The 21,816-nt window shown below is 43.0% G+C and carries 16 protein-coding genes; 3 read left to right on the top strand and 13 right to left on the bottom strand.

Annotated features, from left to right (window positions below):
* Window positions 1-177 precede the first annotated feature (177 nt).
* The 3 genes from M5U24_RS01050 (at window position 178) to M5U24_RS01040 (ending at window position 4,371) form a co-directional block, all read left to right on the top strand.
* On the top strand, window positions 178-1,917 hold the full coding sequence (locus tag M5U24_RS01050; protein ID WP_298201336.1) for a hypothetical protein: 1,740 nt from the start codon (window positions 178-180) through the stop codon (window positions 1,915-1,917).
* A 391-nt stretch (window positions 1,918-2,308) separates the two neighbouring features.
* A complete protein-coding gene (locus tag M5U24_RS01045; protein ID WP_099326288.1) occupies window positions 2,309-2,980 on the top strand; it encodes a heavy metal response regulator transcription factor in 672 nt (223 codons plus the stop codon).
* A gap of 2 nt (window positions 2,981-2,982) precedes the next feature.
* Entirely contained in the window at window positions 2,983-4,371 is a 1,389-nt protein-coding gene (locus M5U24_RS01040) for an ATP-binding protein (protein ID WP_295101256.1), read from the top strand.
* A gap of 285 nt (window positions 4,372-4,656) precedes the next feature.
* On the opposite strand, the gene M5U24_RS01035 is transcribed toward M5U24_RS01040, so the two are convergent.
* From M5U24_RS01035 to M5U24_RS00975, 13 genes are all read right to left on the bottom strand, one after another.
* Window positions 4,657-5,709 (bottom strand): metallophosphoesterase, encoded by a 1,053-nt coding sequence (locus tag M5U24_RS01035; protein ID WP_298201333.1) that lies wholly within the window; start codon window positions 5,707-5,709, stop codon window positions 4,657-4,659.
* Window positions 5,710-6,013: 304 nt separating this feature from the next.
* Window positions 6,014-7,450: a glycosyltransferase family 39 protein gene (locus M5U24_RS01030; RefSeq protein ID WP_298201331.1), complete on the bottom strand. Its 1,437-nt coding sequence runs from the start codon at window positions 7,448-7,450 to the stop codon at window positions 6,014-6,016.
* Window positions 7,451-7,633: 183 nt separating this feature from the next.
* Window positions 7,634-7,786: a hypothetical protein gene (locus M5U24_RS01025; RefSeq protein WP_157820671.1), complete on the bottom strand. Its 153-nt coding sequence runs from the start codon at window positions 7,784-7,786 to the stop codon at window positions 7,634-7,636.
* A gap of 120 nt (window positions 7,787-7,906) precedes the next feature.
* Window positions 7,907-10,960 (bottom strand): efflux RND transporter permease subunit, encoded by a 3,054-nt coding sequence (locus tag M5U24_RS01020; protein WP_099326292.1) that lies wholly within the window; start codon window positions 10,958-10,960, stop codon window positions 7,907-7,909.
* Entirely contained in the window at window positions 10,957-12,066 is a 1,110-nt protein-coding gene (locus M5U24_RS01015; RefSeq protein ID WP_298201329.1) for an efflux RND transporter periplasmic adaptor subunit, read from the bottom strand. Before M5U24_RS01015 ends, M5U24_RS01020 begins: the two co-directional genes overlap by 4 nt.
* Window positions 12,067-12,070: 4 nt before the next feature.
* Window positions 12,071-13,510 (bottom strand): TolC family protein, encoded by a 1,440-nt coding sequence (locus M5U24_RS01010; protein WP_298201327.1) that lies wholly within the window; start codon window positions 13,508-13,510, stop codon window positions 12,071-12,073.
* 312 nt (window positions 13,511-13,822) lie between these two features.
* Window positions 13,823-14,545: an isoprenylcysteine carboxylmethyltransferase family protein gene (locus M5U24_RS01005; RefSeq protein WP_099326295.1), complete on the bottom strand. Its 723-nt coding sequence runs from the start codon at window positions 14,543-14,545 to the stop codon at window positions 13,823-13,825.
* On the bottom strand, window positions 14,542-15,267 hold the full coding sequence (gene cmoA / locus M5U24_RS01000) for a carboxy-S-adenosyl-L-methionine synthase CmoA (protein ID WP_099326296.1): 726 nt from the start codon (window positions 15,265-15,267) through the stop codon (window positions 14,542-14,544). Before cmoA ends, M5U24_RS01005 begins: the two co-directional genes overlap by 4 nt.
* A gap of 11 nt (window positions 15,268-15,278) precedes the next feature.
* Complete coding sequence (locus tag M5U24_RS00995; RefSeq protein ID WP_197705235.1) at window positions 15,279-15,644, bottom strand: lipid-A-disaccharide synthase N-terminal domain-containing protein; 366 nt, start codon at window positions 15,642-15,644, stop codon at window positions 15,279-15,281.
* A 192-nt stretch (window positions 15,645-15,836) separates the two neighbouring features.
* Window positions 15,837-17,354 (bottom strand): glycosyltransferase family 39 protein, encoded by a 1,518-nt coding sequence (locus tag M5U24_RS00990; protein ID WP_099326297.1) that lies wholly within the window; start codon window positions 17,352-17,354, stop codon window positions 15,837-15,839.
* A 1,141-nt stretch (window positions 17,355-18,495) separates the two neighbouring features.
* Window positions 18,496-18,708 carry a hypothetical protein gene (locus M5U24_RS00985; RefSeq protein ID WP_157820672.1) on the bottom strand — a complete coding sequence of 71 codons (213 nt, stop codon included), beginning with the start codon at window positions 18,706-18,708 and terminating at the stop codon, window positions 18,496-18,498.
* Window positions 18,709-19,422: 714 nt separating this feature from the next.
* A complete protein-coding gene (locus M5U24_RS00980; protein WP_099326300.1) occupies window positions 19,423-20,205 on the bottom strand; it encodes a DNA-binding protein in 783 nt (260 codons plus the stop codon).
* Window positions 20,206-20,697: 492 nt separating this feature from the next.
* Window positions 20,698-21,393, bottom strand: a complete 696-nt coding sequence (locus M5U24_RS00975; protein WP_164995328.1) for a phosphopantothenoylcysteine decarboxylase — start codon at window positions 21,391-21,393, stop codon at window positions 20,698-20,700.
* Window positions 21,394-21,816: the final 423 nt, after the last annotated feature.

Raw genomic sequence — 21,816 nt, 5'->3', positions numbered from 1 at the left:
TTCAGCTATTTCAAACGCCTCACGTTCTTTGTAAGCCCAAGACTTACCAACAAGACATTTCTTCAACAGATAGGCGAAGCCGACTTTTCCAACCTTGAAGGTATCAAAAAGGCATTTTCAGTTGAGCCTGTAACAAAGCAGTTTTACGGAGAACTTCAATACTGGTATTTCTGGGCAATGGACAAGATTAAATTCCCCGATGATTATAAATACAGCAATGACCCCGCAAAAGACAAAGAGATACGCAATGCAACAAATCTCATCCGATTAATCACAAGGATCGTATTCATCTGGTTCTTAACAGAAAAGGACAAGGACTTAATCCCTCTGGAATTATTCTCAACGGAGAAACTCAGTAAAATTGTAAAAGACTTTATGAAAGACAAAAAAGCATCTAACTTTTACAACACAATCCTCCAAAATCTCTTCTTCGGCACATTAAATCAAAAGATGGACGAACGGAAATTTGTACAAGAAAGAGGTTTCCAGACACATAAAAAAGAATACGGAGTGAAAAATCTTTTTCGCTATGCAGATAAATTCCTGGTAAGCAAAGATAATGTTCTGGAACTCTTTAAAAACATTCCCTTCTTAAACGGTGGATTATTTGATTGCCTTGATAAAGAAGATGAATCAGGCAAAGTGATTTATGTGGATGGGTTTTCAAGAAATCAGGCAAAGCAATCAATTATCCCTGACTATCTGTTCTTTCAGCAGGAGGGAGAAAGAGTTGATCTTTCAAATTATGGCCTTGGCGTCAGCAGACCTGTCATGGGACTGATTGCGATTCTGAATAGTTACAATTTTACCATTGACGAAAACACACCGATTGATCAGGAAATAGCCCTTGACCCCGAACTTTTAGGGAAGGTATTTGAAAACCTCCTGGCTTCTTACAACCCTGAGACAGCAACCACAGCAAGAAAAGCTACTGGAAGCTATTATACTCCACGAGAGATTGTTGACTATATGGTGGAAGAGAGCTTGTTTGCATACCTCAAAGGCAACCTATTTGAAACTGAAGAAGATAAAATCAGGAGGCTTCTTTCCTATTCAGAAGAGATTCCGGAATTTTCTGAATCGGAGAGGCAAAAGATAATCTCGACAATTGATGATATCAAGATTCTTGACCCTGCTTGCGGCTCAGGCGCATTTCCAATGGGAATTCTTCACAAACTTGTCTATGTCCTTCAAAAGTTGGACCCTGAAAATAAATACTGGTATGAGCTTCAATATCAAAAGGCGCTTAAAGAATCTAAAGAGGTCTTTAAGCAGGACAATAAAAACGAAAGGCAGGAAAGGCTTGGAGAGATAAATGAGACATTTGATGAGGGTATAAACTATCCTGACTATGCCCGCAAACTGTATTTGATAGAAAACTGTATATATGGAGTTGACATTCAGCCCATAGCCATCCAAATTTCAAAACTCCGATTCTTTATCTCGCTTGTTTTAGACCAAAAGGCTGACAGGGGCAAAGAAAATTTTGGAATCAGGGCATTACCAAATCTTGAGACAAAATTTGTAGCAGCAAACACATTGATAGGGCTTGATAGACCTAAGCAATTGACATTTAAGAACCCTGCTATTGAAAAGAAGGAAAAAGAGCTGAAACAAATCAGACATAAATACTTTGAGGCAAAGACAAGAAAAGAGAAATTGGATAGTCAAAAAAAGGATAAACAAATCCGCAAGGAGATTGCTGATTTATTAAAGCACAGTGGATGGGACACTTCCACGGCAGAAAAGATTGCAACCTTTGACCTCTATGACCAGAACGCTTCGGCAGACTGGTTTGACCCTGAGTGGATGTTCGGCATAGTAGTAGAGACAGGTTTTAAACCTGTCTCTACGATCAACGCCAACGACCAACCGCCAGCCTGTGTTTACCACCGCAATGGAAACAAACAATGGTAGCGTGTTAAGGAACACAAATGACATTTAAATAAACTTCTGCCTAAGTTCTCGTCGTCTGTTTCTACTCTACTGTCTGTGGTTCGAAAAACTCACCGAAAAAAAGTGACCATTTATTTTTTAAAAGTAGAAATATACCCTTTTGACATGCCTGGTTAAATCGGCTATCATTGATCTAAAACTGTTATCACTGGAGGCTGACATGGTACGTACGCTATAAGCTATGCGCTGAATAGTTACGATATCCCTCAGAGTTGATAAGAACACCCTATAAGACCTGTCGTTTGCCGTGACACGCTATTTTGCCTTTGCCAAATGCCGATAAATCGCAGTCAGTACCACGAGCATAGCTGATGGTACTGACTTATTAAGTTATTCAATAAGGTATGCAGGAATGAGAATTTTAGTAATAGAGGATGAAAAAAAGTTAGCCAACTATCTTAAAAAAGGCCTGGAGGAACACCATTTTGCCGTTGATACATGCAATGATGGTGAAGAAGGACTATTTATGATTAATTCGCATGCGTATGACCTTGTCGTCCTAGACATCATGCTTCCCCTGATGGACGGCTTTGAAATCCTGCGTACGGCAAGGAAGAGCGGCCTAAGAATGCCATTTCTTTTATTGACGGCAAAGGATGCCATTGAGGACAAAGTACGTGGATTAGACTTAGGGGCCGATGATTACCTCGTAAAACCATTTTCTTTTATTGAATTGACAGCACGCATACGGGCCTTAATTCGACGGGGAAAGGTCCATTATCAAACAAAATTAACGGTTGCAGACCTTTCTCTGGATTTAGCAACACACCGCCTTTATAGAAACGGAGAGACAATAGACCTTACCAATAAAGAATTTGCCTTGTTGGAGTTTTTCCTGAGGAATCTTAATATCGTATTAACCAGGACACAAATCACAGAACATGTATGGGATTACAATTTCGACAGTTTTACCAATGTCGTGGATGTCTTTGTGAATCGATTGAGAAATAAAATTGACAAAAACCGGGAAACCAAACTCATACACACCATAAAGGGTGTAGGCTATATAATGAAAGAGAAATAATTTTGATATCCTGGACAATTCGCACCAAACTTACCTTCTGGTACACCTGCATTTTGGGGGGTACATTATTCCTCTTTGGTATTCTCACGTATGTTACCTTTTCTTATGTAAACAGCAAAAGCATTGATATCGGGCTGAAAGAGGAGGCCGACGGCATTGTACATTATGCGCAGCTCAGTAAGAAGAATCTGGAAGAATATGCAATCCGTATTTCAAAGGAAAGCGGAGAGGAGTGGGCACATGAAAAATATGTTGCAATTCTTGATCACACAGGAAATGTTCAATTCCTGTCGAGCAGTACTGCAGATAACTACCTGCATTTAAGCAGTCACCAGATAAAAGACATTCTTTCAGGAAAGCCCTATTACAAGACAGTTAAAAACGCAAAGGGTCATCCTTTGCGTATTATTACGATGGCCATGGATGATGGCAAACAAATGATTCAGATCGGATTTGTTTTTAAAAAGGATAAAACTTCAAGAACGTTTTTAATGCTGCTTATGTCTTTAGGAGGCTTTGCAATTGTTGGCAGTTTACTGGGAGGCCGCTTGATGGCGAAAAAGGCATTGAAACCAGTAGAACATATGATACAGGAACTTCGCAATATTCAGACTGAACACCTGAATGAAAGACTGACAGTCCACCCGGCGAAAGATGAAATGAACAATCTTGCAACCGTAATAAACAGCATGTTGTCCCGTCTGGAAGATTCATTTAGCCAGGTCCGTCAGTTTACCGCGGATGCCTCTCATGAATTGCGCACGCCGATAACCATTATGAAAACAGGAATAGAAGTTGCCTTACGCAAAGGAAGAACTGCGCTGAACTATCAACGGATTCTTGCCAATACGCTTGAGGACCTTGAAAGACTTTCCAAGATTGTAGAAAATCTCTTTATTTTAGCAAAGGCGGATGCAAAGCGATATGAAATGCATAGGGAACGGATGAATCTAAGTAATGTCATTACGGATATTGCCGACCAACTCATGCTCATCGCCGAAGCAAAGCATATTTCCGTATCAATAGAAAAGACTGAAGAGGCATTTATTGCTGGAGATGAGCTACTAATGAGAATGCTTTTCCTGAATCTCATAGATAATGCCATAAAATATACCCCCCAGAAAGGTTCAATCAGTCTGACCCTTTCCAAAAACGCCGATTTTGTAAGAGTGGCTCTCAAAGACAGTGGGATAGGCATTTCAAGGGAAGAACTTCCTTATATATTCGACCGTTTTTATAGGGCAAATAAAGCCCGTAGTGCAGATACCAGCGGGGGAGGGCTCGGACTCAGTATCTGCCAATGGATTATCAAATCTCATCATGGCAATATCATTGTGAAAAGCAAACTCCATAAGGGCAGTACTTTTACCATTACCCTGCCTGCCTGTTAAAAACAGCAAAATGTTGAAAGATTAACTTTCTGTTTATTTTAGCTTTATCTTTATATTTATCTTACATAACGAAATCAGGAATCAAGTCCATCGCGCTTGGCGCATACGCCAAAAACCATGATCAGTATAATTTTTGCATCTCTCGGAGCTAGCGGGTCTTGCACAAACCCTGAACAATGGATATCATTCCAACATTGATCGGGAAAGCAGGGGGGTAGTATAAAATAAGTTTTTTAGATTTCTTTCTTAAGTGGGATTTTCACCGCATAAACACAATTATCCGTTTCAAGACAATAGGGTCTGTTGTATGCTTCGGCGTATACTAACTCCTAACCAAACAACAATAGTGATCAGTATTATATTGGAAAAAATTATTATAACAAAATGCCCTTTCATCCATGGATACAAATCAGCCAGGATAAACCGTTCAATCCTGTCTTCCAGGTCTTCGTTTCTGTTGATAAAGAGTATATTTTCAACAACCTTGTCCTCCGATACGTCGATAACCATTGCGTGGTGAAAACAGCCATATTTATTCTTTTTGAGGTGTGCGCCACCACCACCGGTAACCAGATACACGGTATTCCCTTTCTTTACTCTTGCGTACCCATGATAGTCGCCTGTTATTACATAGTCTGCATGCAGTTTTTCCACCAATGAAACGAACTCCTCTGAGCCTTCAAATTCTCTGGCATCGATGACGGAAGAAACCGGTGGCGGAATATGTGAAAACACAAATATCATCCTGTGTCGTGATGAAGCGTCTTCCGAAATGAGTTTTTCCAGGAACAGGAGACTCTCTTTTGTGGAATATGGCTTGTCAAGGATACGGAGAAAGACAAAGAGGCATTCCTGATAGGTAAAGGAAAAAATACTCGGGCCGTAGACCTCTTCAAATCTCGATATAGGAAAATTATTAGTATCGATATCATGATTGCCTGCAAGAAAAAAGGTTGGAAATGGAAATGCAATTTCCCTGGCCAACTCCGCCTTGAAATAAGCATGCTCACCTTCCGTGCCCCGGCGCACAAAGTCCCCCAGAAAGACAGCAAACGACAATGGTTCCTCTTTTAGTTCGTCGGCAATCTTTTCAAAGGTGCCAGTGCTTTTCGTATCACCAAAAACGGCAAACCGGAATGCTTCCATAGGTTTTTCCTGTGTCAACACTTCTCTGACGTGCATAAAATTGCCGGATAACGGCGGGAGTTTCTCGTTTCCCTCAAAACGCTGCAAAAGCAAGGCATATACTTCAAAGGAGAAGAAGCATAAAATGAATAAAACAATCGGGACTGTTACCCTGAGAGAGGTTGGTTTTTGAATTAACTGGTGAATTCTCATTATGTTACCATTTCCAAAAGAGGATATTTGTCAGAAAAGTAGCTGGATAGCACATACGACAAAAGTAATACGCTGTCAGGAAGACGAGCAAGATTTCTATAGGAAATTATGATATAAGGCGTAATATTACATGAATTCAAGAAAAAAGAAAAATTAATTTTTTGTAATTTTGATAGAGGTAACAGGAGGATGATTTTATGGCAAAATGCATCTCTTGTGAAATTTAATGGTTAAAATACGTTCATTTTGCCATGAGATACCATATCTTGCGGTATTAACTGAGACTCTGAAACTTCAAGGCAATTCATGTGTCTTTCACACCAATAAGAAAAAGCATCTTCTTTTTATTATGTGCCTTCCGTTGAAGAATTAGCTTTTTTAGAAATGGTTCAGCATCCTTATAAATAGACTTCAGGTCATCTTCGCTGATAACTAAATAGGAATTTGCCTCTGCATTGCACAAATCTCGAATTGACAGGTGAGGATCTTTAGTATTTAACCTATGAATTCTTTTATATTGTTGTCCTACCCATGCCAATACCTCTGCGTCACCAGACGAGCAGTATATTTGAGCATTTAATCCGGTAACTTTATAAACTTCCTGTGCAAGATACATTTCTGAGTTTTTATATGGCTGGATTAGGGGCTGGATAGTTGTAAAGTAAAGAGGTATTGCAATTATCGGAAGAGGTATTATCAACCATGCCGCACGGCGTACTAGTTGGCTTGATTTACAATAATGGACAAGAGCGTTTGCAATACCAAGCGCAATGAACGGTTCCAGCGGCAAAAAGTAATGAGGCCGTTTTTTTGGAATGCATGAAATAATAACAAAAAGCGCTCCCGCAATTGCGAGTGGGGCAGAGTAACCACGACGTCTTAAATCTGCAATTGCGCAAGGAAGGAAAAGTAAGGGCGGCAGTGAATACAGAAACCCGTGACTCAGATAATAAAATGGGTTTCCGCTGTCCTTCTTGGTCACATTAAGATCCGGCTGAGAAAGTACATTTCTGAGATATTCCCCGTTGTCGCGAAGGTATGCAGGGATCGCCCAGATCGCCAAAACAGCCACAAGTGCAAAAGCGAACCAAAACCAATCTGACCGGGGTCGTTTGAAGTCTTGCCTGCGAATAGGGGCAAAAACCGCAAAAAGAACGGGCACAAGTACCCCATAGGGCCCCTTAGTTATTGCCCCAAGCCCTGCAAATAGTCCTGCGGAAACCAACCACAATACTCGTGGAAAGCCTATTTGCTTTTTCATGCCCAGCCCCAGGCAGAGGCACGACAACAAGATGGAGGCACACAGGATCATGTCGGGCCTTGCTTCGCGGGCCATTTTGCTATACCCTATCGTGCCAAGTAATGCTATGGCCCCGATCAATGCGGTGCGTCGGTCGAAAAACAGAAGCCCTATCCCATAGGTCGCCAGTATTCCTATCATACCAGCTACGGCGGAAGGCAAGCGTGCAATTGTCATACTAGGCCCACCCATCAAACGGGTGAGTAGCGCCGCCGGCGCATGCATAACCGGTGGCTTGTCATAGTATACTTTACCTAGAAGCCTTGGCACGAGATAGTCACCGCTTTCTGCCATTTCCCGGATAATCTCCGCATGGCGGATTTCACGGCTCGACCAATGCCTGTTCTGGCCAAGGGCCAGGAACAGAACCACTGCGGAGAGTATTGCCAATACGAATAAATCAAAAAATGGTGTTCGCTGTCTCCTAAAAATATTGATCATTTGAAAACCTCTTTTCCCGAAGAAACCGTATGTCAAGTTAGTCCCCCTTAATAAATGGGGATTCAGGGGGTTGTTTTCTTCTGGCGTTTTTAACAACCCCCTCCCCCCTTTTCGAATGGGGATTTGCTGCCATGTATGCCCGCTAACCCGCATAAAAAAAATGAAAATTCCTTTACAATGAACTTAGAAACTGACTTTGAACGCTTTTTGGCCGAGTTTATATGCGGCCGGCAGGACAACGAGTATAATAAGTGTTGAAGCAATAAGACCGCCAATAAGGGCGATTGCCATTATATCTCTTACAACCGTTGTTACCACCCTTCCACTCAATGTCATTAAGTTAAGCTACCTGCCGCAAAAGTCCCCCTTAGAAAAGGGGGATAAAGGGGGTTGTTTTTGATCAAATATCCTTAACTTAATGACATTGCTCTTCCACCTATAGCCGTCTCGACTGTATCACAAATTATCTTTGTCCTTGATCCTTGACAGTACCATAAGGAATACAGGAAGCACTATCAATGCAAGGGGCATCTGCACCACAAGGCCGGAGATGATGGCAATCGCAAGAGGCTGCAGCATGTCAGCGCCCTCACCGATGCCCCATGCAAGGGGAGCAAGGGCGAAGATTGCCGCAAGGGTGGTCATGGCAATGGGCCTCATTCGGTTCTTGCCTGCCAGGATCAGTCGTTGAGCTGGAGTAATGCCGCCACGCGGCAGATTACGATATTCCGAATAGAAGAATATCGTCACCTCGGTAACAATGCCCACGATCATTGTCATGCCCATCATGGCGGTGATGGTCAAATCGGTATGGGTGATCCACAACCCGATAAAGACGGCCACTAACGCGAGGAGGGTTGTCAGCATCATCGCTATGGCTGCCTGGAAACTCTCGAAGAGAAATAAGAGCAGAACGAAGATCAAAAGGACTGCTGCTACGAAAACAGTAACAAGATCTCTGAATGCATCCTGCTGCTGTTCGTATAAACCTCCAATTGTATAGTAAACGTCTTTTGGCAGGAAGCCGGGTTGATCCAGCGCCCTGATGACATCATGAACGGTGGATCCCATGTCTCTTCCGCTGATTCTTCCGGTGACAGCAATCATTCGTTTCAGATTATCCCGCGCGATCTGTGACTGGCCGGCAACCGGTTCTATATTGGCGATTCGTTTGAGTGGAAAGATATGCCCGTCCAATGACCGAAGTCTCAGGTTTCTAACGTCTTCTGTTGAAAAACGGTCCTCGTGCGGTATCCACGCACGCAATCCAACCATTTTCGGACCGGATTGAATATTGGTGGCTACGTTACCCCTCAAAGAGTTTTCCAGCGTTTGCGTCACCTCTCCAGGCGTCATGCCTTCCAGCGCCGCCTTTACCCTGTCCACATGAATTTCAATAGCGTCACCAGCCAGAACTATTCCATCACGGACATCTACAACGCCGGGTATGTCTTTTATCTTCCGGGCAGTTTTCCTCGCCAGGCGTTGCAGCAGGAGGCCGTTGTCTGAAAACAACTTAATTTCGATTGGTTGAGGAACGGCCGTCAGGTCTCCGATAATGTCCTCCATAAGTTTGGCCATCTCAATTTCTATACCGGGGACCTCATGCACTACATGGTCTCTGATTTCATCCATAACATCATCGAGACCGCGTCTTGGCATAGGTATTAGCCTGATGAAGAAATCGCCTTCATTGGCCTCAGTAATGAAACCACCCAAGCTTAGTCCGGTCCGCCGCGAGTATGTCTGGACTTCCGGAGTTGTCTGCAGGATTTCTTCCACCTGCTGTAGCAGCCGATCGGTTTCTGATAGTGATGTGCCCGATTTTGTGCGATAGTCCAGGATAAAGCCTCCTTCATCCATAGAGGGTAAGAAACCCGAACCCGTATGTTGATACGCAAAATATCCCAGTGTAAGAAAAGGCATGATTACCAGCGGGATTATCAACGGGTTCCGCAATATAATCCGCATCAGGGCATCGTAAAGGTTGTGTGCCGCGGTGGTCATGTGTCCTCCCTCCGCTTGTTCCGTGTCCTTTTGTTTCAGCAAATGGCGCCCGAACAGCGGCACAGCCAGCCAGGCTATTAAGAAAGAGACGGCAAGGCACATGGCCATCGTCAAAGAGAGCGCCTTGAAGAATGCTCCGGTGACGCTGTTGAGAAATGCCAGCGGCGCAAAGATGATAATTGTTGAGGCGGAAGAACCTGCCAACGGAAGGGTAAATTCGGCCGCTGCCTCATGAATGCGCTCCGCATAATGGCCGCTGCTTCCACGCAAACGCCTGATGATGTGCTCAATCATAACGATGATGTCGTCAATGATCAGACCTACGGCTGCCGCCATGCCGCCAAGGGTCATGATATTGAGGCTCATGCCCAGCCATGCAAGAATCTGTACAGTGGCAGCCAGCGACATGGGAACGGTTATCACAGCTATCAGGGTCAATTTCAGATTGCGAAGAAATATGAGAAGAACCAGTACCGCCAGTCCAATACCGATTCCAAACGCGTCTCGTACACTGCGCTCAGATGCCAGGATTAAATCGCTTTGATTATACCAGTTTGAGACACTGACATCCGGGGGTATAATCTTTTTTAACTCCTTGAGTTTTACCCTGCATTCATCGGTTATATGAACCGTGTTTCCGCCTGGTTGCTGATAAACCTGGAACAAAACCGCTTCGTGTCCATCCGCGTTCACACGCGTCCATTGCGGCATTGTGCCTTGGCTCACCGTGGCAACATCTTCCAGATACACCACTCCATTTATGTTGGAACGTAGTATTGTTCGTTCAATTTGACTGATGTCCCCAAACTGCGTATCGGAAAGTACAAGATACAGTTTATAGTTTTCTTCTATACGGCCCACGGCCTTAATGACGTTTGACCCGGAAACTGCTTTAACCACATCATCAATGGTTAATCCGAATGAATTCAGTTTTCTCGGATTTACAACGATCTGGTACTCCTCGACAGCGCCTCCCAACACACCGACACGAGCAACGCCCGTAACCGTTGATAAAACAGGCCGAATACGGAACAGGGCAATATCACGTAATTCCACAAGAGAACGTGTATCCGAAATTAAGCTGTACCCCAATACCGGAAATACCGTGGGATCCATTCTTCTCACCAGAAAGTTTATCCCGGTTGGAAGCGACCCACGCGTCTGGTTGATAGCCGATTCCACCTGAAGCATGGCCGATAGCATATCCACATTCCAGTCGAAATTTACGGACACGTTTGCGCTTCCGCGGCTGGTGTTTGACCGTACGTTACGCACACCGGGCACGGAACGTACGGCCTCTTCAACCGGCTGTGTAATCTCTACTGCCATACGTTCCACAGGGCAGTCTCCCGCCTCTATGTTCACAAAAACTCTGGGGAAATTCATTCGTGGAAAAAGGCTTATGGGCATACTCATTCCGGCGAAAATGCCTGCGGCTGCAAAAGCCGCCAGTGCGAAGAGGATAGACCGGTGATGACGCTGCGCCCACTGTGGGATTGTCATTGTTTCCGCTCCTCCACGACCGGCATACCATCAGATAACTCATAATTTCCCAACACTACTACAGGATCACCTTCTTTCAGCTCTTTTGAGATTATTTCCATTTTCCCGGAAGTTTCCAATCCGATTTGCACCAGATGTCTCACGGCATGACCTCCCATGACCGTAAAGAGACTATGTCCGCCGCTATCAGGCAGAATGGCTTCGCGAGGGGCCAGTAAGGCATTACGGGAACTTACGATAATCTTCCCTTCGATGTAGTCATTGAGCAGCAATTTACCTTCGGACATTGGCTTAACCATCACACTGACGAGACGTGTAATGGGATCGACCCGGCGGGTAATTGTCTGGATGGTCCCTTCAATAGATTTAGAGTCTGGTGCAAGAATGGGTTTCAATTTTACCGATTGACCTTTCTCAAGCCGGTTAAAGTCATCGGACTCAACCCCGAGGCGGACAATGATCTGGTCCTCATTCGCCAGTTGCAGGAGGTTTGTGCCCGCCGGCACGGTTTGACCCGGCTGCGCTCCGATGAAATACACAATGCCTGCTGAATCAGCCCTGATTTCCTTCATCGATTCAACACCGCGCTCTTTTAAACTATTGAGTTTCTTTTCAGCCAGACGGCTTCTGAGTTGTACCGGCACCATGTCCTGCTTTGTAGATAACTGTAACTTGATGCGATCGCTCAGAAGCGCCTCTTCCAGACGCACGGATTCAAGTTCGTCCTGTGCCTGTTTGAATATTAACTGTGTATCAGGGCTGGGCTTGATTATAAGTAACAATTCACCGGGGTTAACAACCTGTCCTGCCGTTACCAGCACCCTGGTGATAATACACTCAAAGGTAACATTGTATATTTCAATAGTACTCGGAAGCAGTTCCACTATTCCATACGCCGTAAGCGTTTCGTTAATACGGCCATAGCTCAACGGAACAGTTTTAACTTTTGCCACAGGAGAACTGTCCTCTACGATTACCTGACCGGCGCCTCCGGATACTACGGTTGGCGGTCCAGGCTGTCTACGCCACCAGTATAATGATAACGACACGATAGCCACGGTTATCGCTATTCCAATTGCCACTTTTACTCGTATTCTTTGAGTCATTGCGCTATTCCTCTATACTGTATATTCCGACGGCAAGTTCAAATGCGAAACGTGAATCCGCCAGTTGTTGTTTCAGGAGAATCAGGTCAATACGTTTTTGCGCCAGGCTGCTCCATGTATTGTAATAGATAACTACATCTGAATAACCTTGTTCCAACGCCTGCCGGTAAGTGAGAAGGAGCTTTTCCAATACTTGAACGGCCTCTTTGGAGGCAGTAATCCTGTTGTTGAGAGAAAGCATGATTTTTAAAAGTTTGGCGGCAGTTAATCGTGCCGCAAAAACACTGTTAACATATTGATCAAAGAGTTGTTTTCTGGTGGAGCGTTCGAAAGCTATCATTCCCTGATTGCGATTAAAGATGGGCACTCCTATGGTAATACCCGGACCGGCGTTATAGAAACCGCCAAAGTCTTGCGCTTGATTGACGCCCAGGTTTATCATCGGGAACTGTGTAAGAATCGCCTCCCTAACCGTCGCTTCCTGGCTTTTGTAACCTTGGCGTAATGCCAGCAAATCCAGCCGACGTGTATCAAGGCTTGCAGTCAACTGTTCGAGTGATGAAATATCAATGTTATCCATCAATTCAATGTTGTCCTGCAATTTTATCTCATAATCGGGAGGGAGGCCGAGAAGCTGTTTCAACGTCAGGAGCTGCTGACCCGATTCCTGTGTGATTTGTAACAATGCAACTTGCGCCTGATTATAGGCAGCCTCGGCTGCGGCCAGGTCAAGTTTTGTAAGAAGGCTATTCATAACCGCCTGACGAACACGGTGGACATTTTCAGATAATAGTTGTTCCATTTCCTTTCTGACCTGAGCCTGTTTATTCAGGGCCAAAAGTTGGTAAACGGCCATACGCGCCCCCTGTGCCACCTGCATCTCCTTCCAGGCAACAGCAAGATTTACTTCCGCTTGTTTTGCGGATGCCGCATCCACCCTGGCGGACCGGCTTATCAGGGATTTAATATCCCAGTTGAGATTGGTTGCGAAATTGTTTACGAGACCCTCTGTGGGCCCCCCGGTGGGAAAATTTATATTGTAAGAGAATTGTGGATTCGGCAATAACCCGGCCTGCAGCAATTGCGCCCCTGCAAGGAGACGGCGGTCTCTCTCCACCGTCAGGGAGGGATCCAGCAGGACGGCCAAAACTGCCGCCTCATTCGGTGAAAGTCCGTCACGGTCGTCAAAGTCTATAGGTTTCAGAACAGGGTGATCAATAGATCCGGCCATAATACAAATATCCTTTGTAGAAGGAACGGTAAGTTTCTCCTCTACGACCTCCGAGGTTAGATATCTTGGATGATACGAAGCGCATCCGGAGAAAACCACCGCCGGAAGAAACATCCAGGTAAGTATCTCCAGGCCCTTAACCCAAAAATTCTTATGTCCTGTGAAAAACAAAAAGAACTTTTTATAACCTTGTAATACGGCTAAACTCTTCATTTCGTATCCCGATTGTATAGGAATATCCATCTTGATTCTAAGACCTTTAGGATTTCAGCCTTTTGTATTTTGTATTAAAGGTTGACGGCATTTATTGTCGTAAATGAAAGGTTTTTATTGGCCAGCAGGATATCGTAGAAGGCCATTTTTAGTTTATAGATGATGTCTGGCTTTGTGCTTTCCAGAGTGAATTTCAGTATTTCTACATTCTTCGAAGCAATGTTTTTACGTGTTGACCGTTTGCCTGGGTATTCTACTCACTGGGTAAATTCCAGCGTTGTCTTTGCCGTCCCAAATTCACTCACACACTACTCACTTCAATCTCAGTATTTTGCTCTTTTTCAGGTGCCAGGCAGTACAAAACCCTAAAAATACCATCAGAAGAAAAACGGACAAGATCAATAATGTGTATTTACTTGTCTCATAGCCCCTGCCAAGGTAGATATTCTTAATAATGAGAAGGAGTACGCCGGTTATCCACAAAAAGGTAGTAGTATATTCCTTGATAATAAGCCTTCTCCAACTGAACTCCATACTTTGAATGGTGGTAAGCAGGCCTGAAAAGTCCGGAATAATCCTGTTGACCCGTTTACAGTAATCCTTGAACTCTTGTCCGAATTTATTTTCAAGGTAGTTCTCCTCTGAACATATGATTGCCATATAGGCAAACAGGAAAAACGGAATACCAAACAAGACAAATAGCAATGAGTTTGCGACGACGCCAATACCCGTGAAAATCAAAAGATTTCCCAAATAGAGGGGATTTCTGCAATGGGCGAACATGCCGTTTTGCACAAGTGTTTTCGCATATACCCGTTTATTCTTGCCACCACGCTTGATGTAGTCCAGTCCTATTGTAAGCGCCCGTAATGCCTGCCCGCTTAATGCCACGATAATGCCAATGACAATTTCCAGGTTTTCTATGAGTTCGTTTTCACATATCGGCCACGTTCCCTCAAAAAAAAGCAGCACAAATACCAATGGAAAAAGGACATTCCGGTATCGAAAAAAGAACGTACCTATTGGAATCATCATTTTACTGCCACCATTCCACAAAAGTTATACCACTTGAAAAATACGTCACAATACCGGAAACCTTCCTTTAACAGAAGTTCTCTGTTTTCCAGGAGTTTATATGGAATCAATACATTTTCAAGCGCCTCACGTTTCTGGGAGATTTCCAATTCGCTGTACCCATTTCGTTTTTTCATATCATAATAGTATTTTATAAAGAGACGGTTGAATAACGAATCTTCCCCGAGCACTTTTTCTACAAGGATAAGGCATCCGTTTTCATTTAATCCCCTCACTATATCACTGATTACTTTGTCCCGTTTTAATGGTCTGATGAATTGAAGCGTTAAAACCATGAGTACCACCGATGCATTTTCGACCGCAACGCCGTGATTCAAATCGCTGCAGATCAATTCGTATTCTCCGGCAAAACGGCGCTTGGAGAGAGTCTGTTTGCACCTGGCAAGCATGTCCTGCGAGGAATCGATACCAATGAATTTTACTTTACGGCTAATATTTTCACCTATATTGATGAGGGTGGTGCCGGTTGAGCAACCAAGATCATATACATTCGTTCCTTCGACAGCAAAATCAACGGCCATTTCCACGATCATCCTCTGGATTTCCTGATAAAAAGGAATAGAACGTTCCAGCATATCGTCAAACACGGAAGCGACCTTCTCTCCAAAGACAAAGTCCGCCACTGCCGGCACATTGTCTTTGAATATTTCATCCTTTGACATAGGCGAATTCCTCAACTTTCCTCAAGCGGAGTTTGCGTGGAAGCGGATGCCGTTGCCGCAAGCTTATGCTGCCTGATCAAATGGAGATTGCGCATATAGATCAGAGAGTTCGGCAGGTAGGCTAATATGCCGACAGGACTACGTTCCATAATCCAATAAACGCACATGATCATGCTTCCCGCTATACTCCAATACCAGAATGATACGGGAATGACACTCTTTCCCTTCTTTTCCGAGGCAATCCACTGTATAAAAAACCGTGTGGAGAAGACCGCATTGCCAATAAACCCAAGTATCGTAAGGTAGCTCCAGTCGAGTCCGAACAGGCGATGTTGTTTGCCAAACCAGGTAACAGCCAATGTCATATGCTCAACCATAAAAAATTCTCCTTGTTTTTAAAATTTCTTATTAATACATTCGCCCTTTATCATCCAATTGCACAATCAATGGATCAAAAAAAACTCCAAAACCTAACCCAATCACCGTTATACTGCTGTCCGGCAAATGCAACTATGACAATACTTGTTCTTCAGAAAGAACCGTAATTGTATGCATGTCATAGCTTTCAATTATTTCTCACTTTTCAATACAATGTATGCGCTATCCCGGTCTACAATATGGAAGCTATTTCTCAGCAACCAATCCTTTTTTTTCTGAAAGGAATGCAAAGTCATTACAAAGTAAATGGGTTTTCCCTTGTCGAAATTGGCTGTTTGAAGTGATGCATCCGGGTTTATTTCTATTACATTTCTGTCGCTGTAAAAGACTAAGCTCGGCAATGTCTTGGCATAACTGAGAAGAGTGCAATCATTTGTTTCATACAGATGGCTTTTATTAACAATGTCCCTGGTAGAACGAAAGGTTCCCACATATGTCACTACAAATATAATAACAGCCAGGAGGAATAAACCATGCGTGAAACAATACACCTTCAGTAACGATAAAAAGCCTTTTTTGTAATAAATGGCGTAAAACGCGGTCGGTGCTACAATGAAAAGAATCATAACGGGAATGACAACATGATATGTTGGCATTGTATAATTCGCGGGAACCCACTTTGACATGGTGGAAATCAAAACCATGGGGAGTGCTACTGAAAACCCCAACGAAAGCCATGATATCCACCGAATACTTTTTCCTGCGATGCCTTCTTTTTCCCATCGGTAAAGCGAAATAGTGAGCAATGCAATGGCAGGAGAAATGGGAAGAATGTAGGTCATCAATTTCGAGCGCGAAAGGGAAAAAAAGACCAGGGCAAGGACAAACCATATGCAAAAAAAATATACTCGTCTTTTTTCCTCAACAGGCAAGACAGTCCGTTTTTTGAAGATATTGAAAAATACCGCGCATAAGAACAACGACCATGGAAAATAACCCGCCAGGATCACCGGCAGGTAATAGTAAAATGGCTCCTGATGGGCATAACCATGAATAATCCGTCCTGTCGTTTCCTGTGTAATTAATCCGAAAATCTGTTTCGTGCCTAAAGAGAGCCAGAAAGGGATACCCCATGCACAAATAACGCCCAGAAAAAGCAGGAATCCTGGTAAATACCAAAGCTTCCTGACAAATCGAAGGTCGCGCATCCATGCGAGAAAACAGAGTATGGTTAAAACAACCAACAGTACCCCTACCGGCCCCTTTACGAGAAATACCATGCCCAGTAAGAAAAAAAGAAAACATTTTCTGGGCATGTTCTTGTTTTTTTCCGTGTATTCAACAAAGAAAAGGTACAGGCTGGCGCTGATAAAAAAGGTAAGGAGTATGTCGGTAATACATAATCGGGAAACAAGGAAAAAGAGAGGGCTTGATATTAGAACCATACCTGCCCAAAAGCCACTCTTACGGCTTTCATACCTCTTCCCTAGCAGGTATGTTATCAATACCGTACCAATAGCCGCCATAGCGGATGGGAATCGCGCACCAAATTCGTTTATTCCAAAGACCTTATAGGAACAGGCAACCATCCAATAAAAGAGCGGTGGCTTGTTAATACGTGGTTCCCCGTTAAAAAACGGTACAATCCAGTTGTTGTCTAACACCATTCCCCGTGCAGTGGCGGCATAACGAGGCTCATCGGGATCCATGAGCGGTATTGCCCATGTATAGAATAGGAAAAAAAAGAGGCCCAATAAAAATAGACAGAGAATGAAAGGAATGTCCTTTTTTGTTATACGCACTAAAATACCATTTTAAAAAATAAGGTGCCCTATTTAAGTATAATTTTTATGATTTTTGGCAGTATGTAGACACTTTTGCCAGTTCTTAATGACCCAAAATGATACGAAACATATGCAGGCGAACCTGAAAGGATCGCACTACGGTAACTTTTACTATAAGATATGGTATATGAATACGAGATTAACGCAGGATTACATTTTTGTAATTTTAGAGAAGTAAACAGCGGCAAGAAAATTAAGCGTAAAAATGTCATTCTTAAAATATTCAGATGTATTAAGGAAAAGCAGGTTCAGGCTAAGATGCCAACAAAAACCGACCTACCAATCTATGTACGCAGTTTCTGACGCAATTCGAGGGATAGATAAGCCGTTAAGCCAGTAAATACCAGGGGGTCATCCTTTGAGGGTAGCAAAAGAGGGAGCAAGGAGGCCCGGCACTACAAATCAAAAGAGAGCCGTAATGATTGTCCGTTAATTACGCTATCCCTTACCGTTGATGAAGAGGGATTTTCCCAAACAGAGCAAGGTTTTCGGGGGCAATGCATCAGAGCCTGATATCCTGAAAGATATTTTGGCGGGATTAAAAAAAGAAGTCGGTATGTTTTCAAATTATGTAACTATTCAACGTAAACATTACTCGACTCCTGGCGGGTTCAGGTTGCAAACCAATGTCATTAAGTTCTGCTACCTGCCATAAAAATCCCCCTTAGAAAAGGGGGATAAAGGGGGGTTGTTTTTAATCAAATATCCTTAACATAATGACATTGGTTTGCAACCTGAACCTATGAGTTTATGTGTATAATGTGGCCATGTACTGCGGTAAAATTCCAATGCCCAAAGCCCGAAATCCCAAGCTCGAAAATAAGACTACAAAAATAGTTTAAGTACAGATACTACAACACAATATGGTTATAAAACCATTTTCATAGTTTCTGGGTATTGCAAATGTAACATGATGACTGGTGACTTATTTTGTCCTTACAAGGGCATCAGCTTGTCATTACAATGGACTCGGCTTGTCATTGCGAGGGTCTTTTCCGAAGCAATCTCATAAACCATCATAGAGATCCTTCCCTCCTGCATTCATCCCATTAATTAATTCTATTTTTTTAGCCCTTGAGCCACCCTTAATTTGCTTCTCCCGCGATATGACGTTTCTTACGTCACGAAATATCTCGTAGTATACTGATTGCTTCGGAAAAGACCCCTCGCAATGACAAGCTGAGACCCCCCTGCAATGACAAACTGATACCTTTGCCATTACGTACCCAATCAGATACTTCACTATGTTCAGTACAAGGTTTGAGAACGAGTTGTGCTTCGGTAGTTTAATGGATTACGCTGAATAGTTACGTTTTGTTTCGTATTTCGTATTTTTTATTTCCTGTTTGTTTGGTTCTGGCTATGCCAGCTTAGGGTAAACACATCTTAATCATTGTAAAATCAATGATATATATATATATGTTGCACGGTATATTTATATCACTGCACAATGTGTTGGGGATGGCGGCGGGTTTTTATTTATGGCAACTTCGTCTTCGTGGATAGGGAGGAGGATATTAGCGGTAGCTGCAGGGAGAAAACTGCCCTGAGCGTCCGAATACTACAGGCCGGGTTCAGATTTGCAATCTGAATCCACTTGATGTTTTTTATCTGTGCTCATCTTCGAAATCTGCCGGGGAAAAAGTATTTTCAGGCGAATGGTTGATTGCTTTATTTACAGGAGCAGCTATGGACATAGTTTTCGCCTGTTTAAAAGAAAACAGGCTGTCCGTGAATAGAGAATCCCGCAAAAATCCAGCTGTTAATATATGATGACTTATTATAGAAGAAAATTGCGAAAAACTGAATTCCCGGACAGCCTGAAAAGATAATAAAGAACATTTTGCCTGTTAGGCAGTGAATACATTACGAAAGAAAGTTTGTGCCATTACAAACCACTGAAATCCATCCTTAACAAACGTGGCTTCCTCCGTTATTTCTTCACTGTGGCTTCTTCCACGATTACATTATATTTATAACCGCTGCCAAAATCCTTATCCTTATAGAGAGTGCCGCTTACCGTAACAATATCACCGACAGAAGGTTGATCTTTTGTGGTGACTACGAGGTCTGTATTATTCTTATCCTGGCTTCCGCTTCCGTCCTGAAGATGCAGCCAGTTCTTACCCATAATGCCAACAGAAACTTTAATTACTTTACCCTTCACAATGACCTTTTTATTGTTAAGCTTCTTGCTGTTTTCATAAAGTTCCTCTACGGTATAAGCGTCCGCCCCTGTAGCTTTTTCCACAGAGATATTTTCATTTGTTGTAACGCTGATGCCCTTGCTGCCTTTGGTAGTGTATGAAGGAGCTTCTTGCCCTGAATCCGCCAGACCGTTGGAAAAAATGATTTTGTCAAATGTTCTGTTCAAGGTCTTGCTTTCAAAGCCGGTCATTTCAAAACCTGGTTGCAAAACAACTTCCTGCCCCACGGATACGGTTGTTTCCGGTATGGCTACCCATGTTTTTTTCCCGTAGTCATCAATGCAGAGATACGTATAGCCGCCACTGTTCATTGTTTCTGCAATTTTTCCGGCAAGAAAATAGCCGCCCTCGTTTTGCGCTTCATGCGAATGTTCCTGTGAATAATTACTATGTGTATAGTCACGAGAGGGTTCTTCCACCGATTTCATTTGATAGGCAAAAGTATTTTCTGCGATTATTACGGAAGATAATGTTAGCGATAAAGCAAATACAAATACAATCTTTTTCATTATAAAGTCTCCTACTCTATTTTACTAAGTTTTCAGGTGAAATAATGTACTGTTTAATGTATTAACGTTAAGCTGCAACACTTGCAGACTCCATTCGGCGGAGCTGTTATGCGGCAAGCAAGAAAAAAGGTTGTTTTTCAGCAAAAATACTGCAGTACGTAATGAAATCGGCCAATGAAAAAATGATACTCACTTTATCATGATAAAACAAGAATTTTATTATCCATTAATTTGTTGCAGGTTTGTCTATTCCGCCTCATATTTCATGCATACATGTTTTCAAATAGGAGAGGCGTAAAGGGTAAAATTACACTGCGTGCATGGCCGCAACCAGGACAACCCTGCACCTTCTCACCTTAGCAACCGGGGAATTACCAGAGTAGGGGAGAAGCATTTGACTGTGTACAGTAGACTAGTTCAATTAGAGTGGAGTTAACGCGTGTGCAGCAACATTTTACGTCCGAATCTTATATACAGGCAAATGTTTCGCCCCTACATTTCTAAAATCAGATTTGTTTGACTATATATTATGTCTATGAGCCTTTCTGCTATATCTTGTTTTGTATTGCACGTTGCCACCAGTTCCTGATGTGAATTAATGATATAACCGGGATGTTTATCCCCTAAAATCTCATGCTGGTCATTTGCTACCACAAAATCCGCTTTATTTTTCAGCAAGGAGGCATAGGCCCTTTTCATGAGTTCATCATGGGGAATCCCCGCTTCTAATTTAAAACTGATGAGCAGCAAACGGGGCCAAAGCTCTTTTATTAACTTTATTATTTTCGGAGTTTTTATAAACCGTATGGTAATCTCATTGCTATGGGAAGACACTTTTCCTTCGACCGGTTGTTCAGGGATATAATCCAGCACCGCCATGGCGTGGACAACGGCGTCAAAGACTTTCCCCTGTAAACCCTCCCGGAATAATTTTGACAGATCCTGTATCGTTTCTATTTCAATGAGGGTAAGCCGGTTACCCGTTTCTTTTCCTAAGCAAGTAACATCAGGAATAATACTTCCTGTGCCATACGCCATTGTGACGTCAGCCTCCCTTTTAAGCGCTTCGGTTGCTATTGCAGCCCCCAATCTGCCGGAAGATTTATTGCTTATATATCTGACGTCGTCTATATAACCCCTTGTAGGTCCTGAAGTTATAAGTATGTTTAACCTCTTTTTATCTTCCATCTGCTTAACGCGGCCTTTTAAAAAATTTGAGCGATTGGCAATAAGGTGATTTTCTGAAAAACTCTGTGAAAAACATGTTTTCTCCACCAACGTGGGAAGTGTATCAATTTGACAAAGCGGATGCAAGGTCCTGCTTGCCGTTATCGGCAATATAGTACAAGGCAAGTGGGATTGTAACACTTTCGTTTTTTGAAAAACGTAAGAGCGAGAGACGAAGCACGAGAGACGAGGGATGTCCGTTGTACCAGCATCGTACGGAAAACAGCGCTATTATTGGAATTTTTCAAAAAACTAAAGTGTTAAAGATTGTTGCAATAATCATTGTTCCATTTATGGTGTATTATGGCATTTTTTATTTGCAAATAGGGTGTTGGCATAGTAAAAGAATAGCCAAAGCATCCAAATCCCATTTTCCCTTAATGG

The organism is Candidatus Kuenenia sp. (genome assembly GCF_027493735.1).
Taxonomy (GTDB): Bacteria; Planctomycetota; Brocadiia; order Brocadiales; family Brocadiaceae; genus Kuenenia; species Kuenenia stuttgartiensis_A.
Note: the sequence above shows the minus strand (reverse complement) of the source record. Positions and strands in the feature narration are given on the sequence as shown.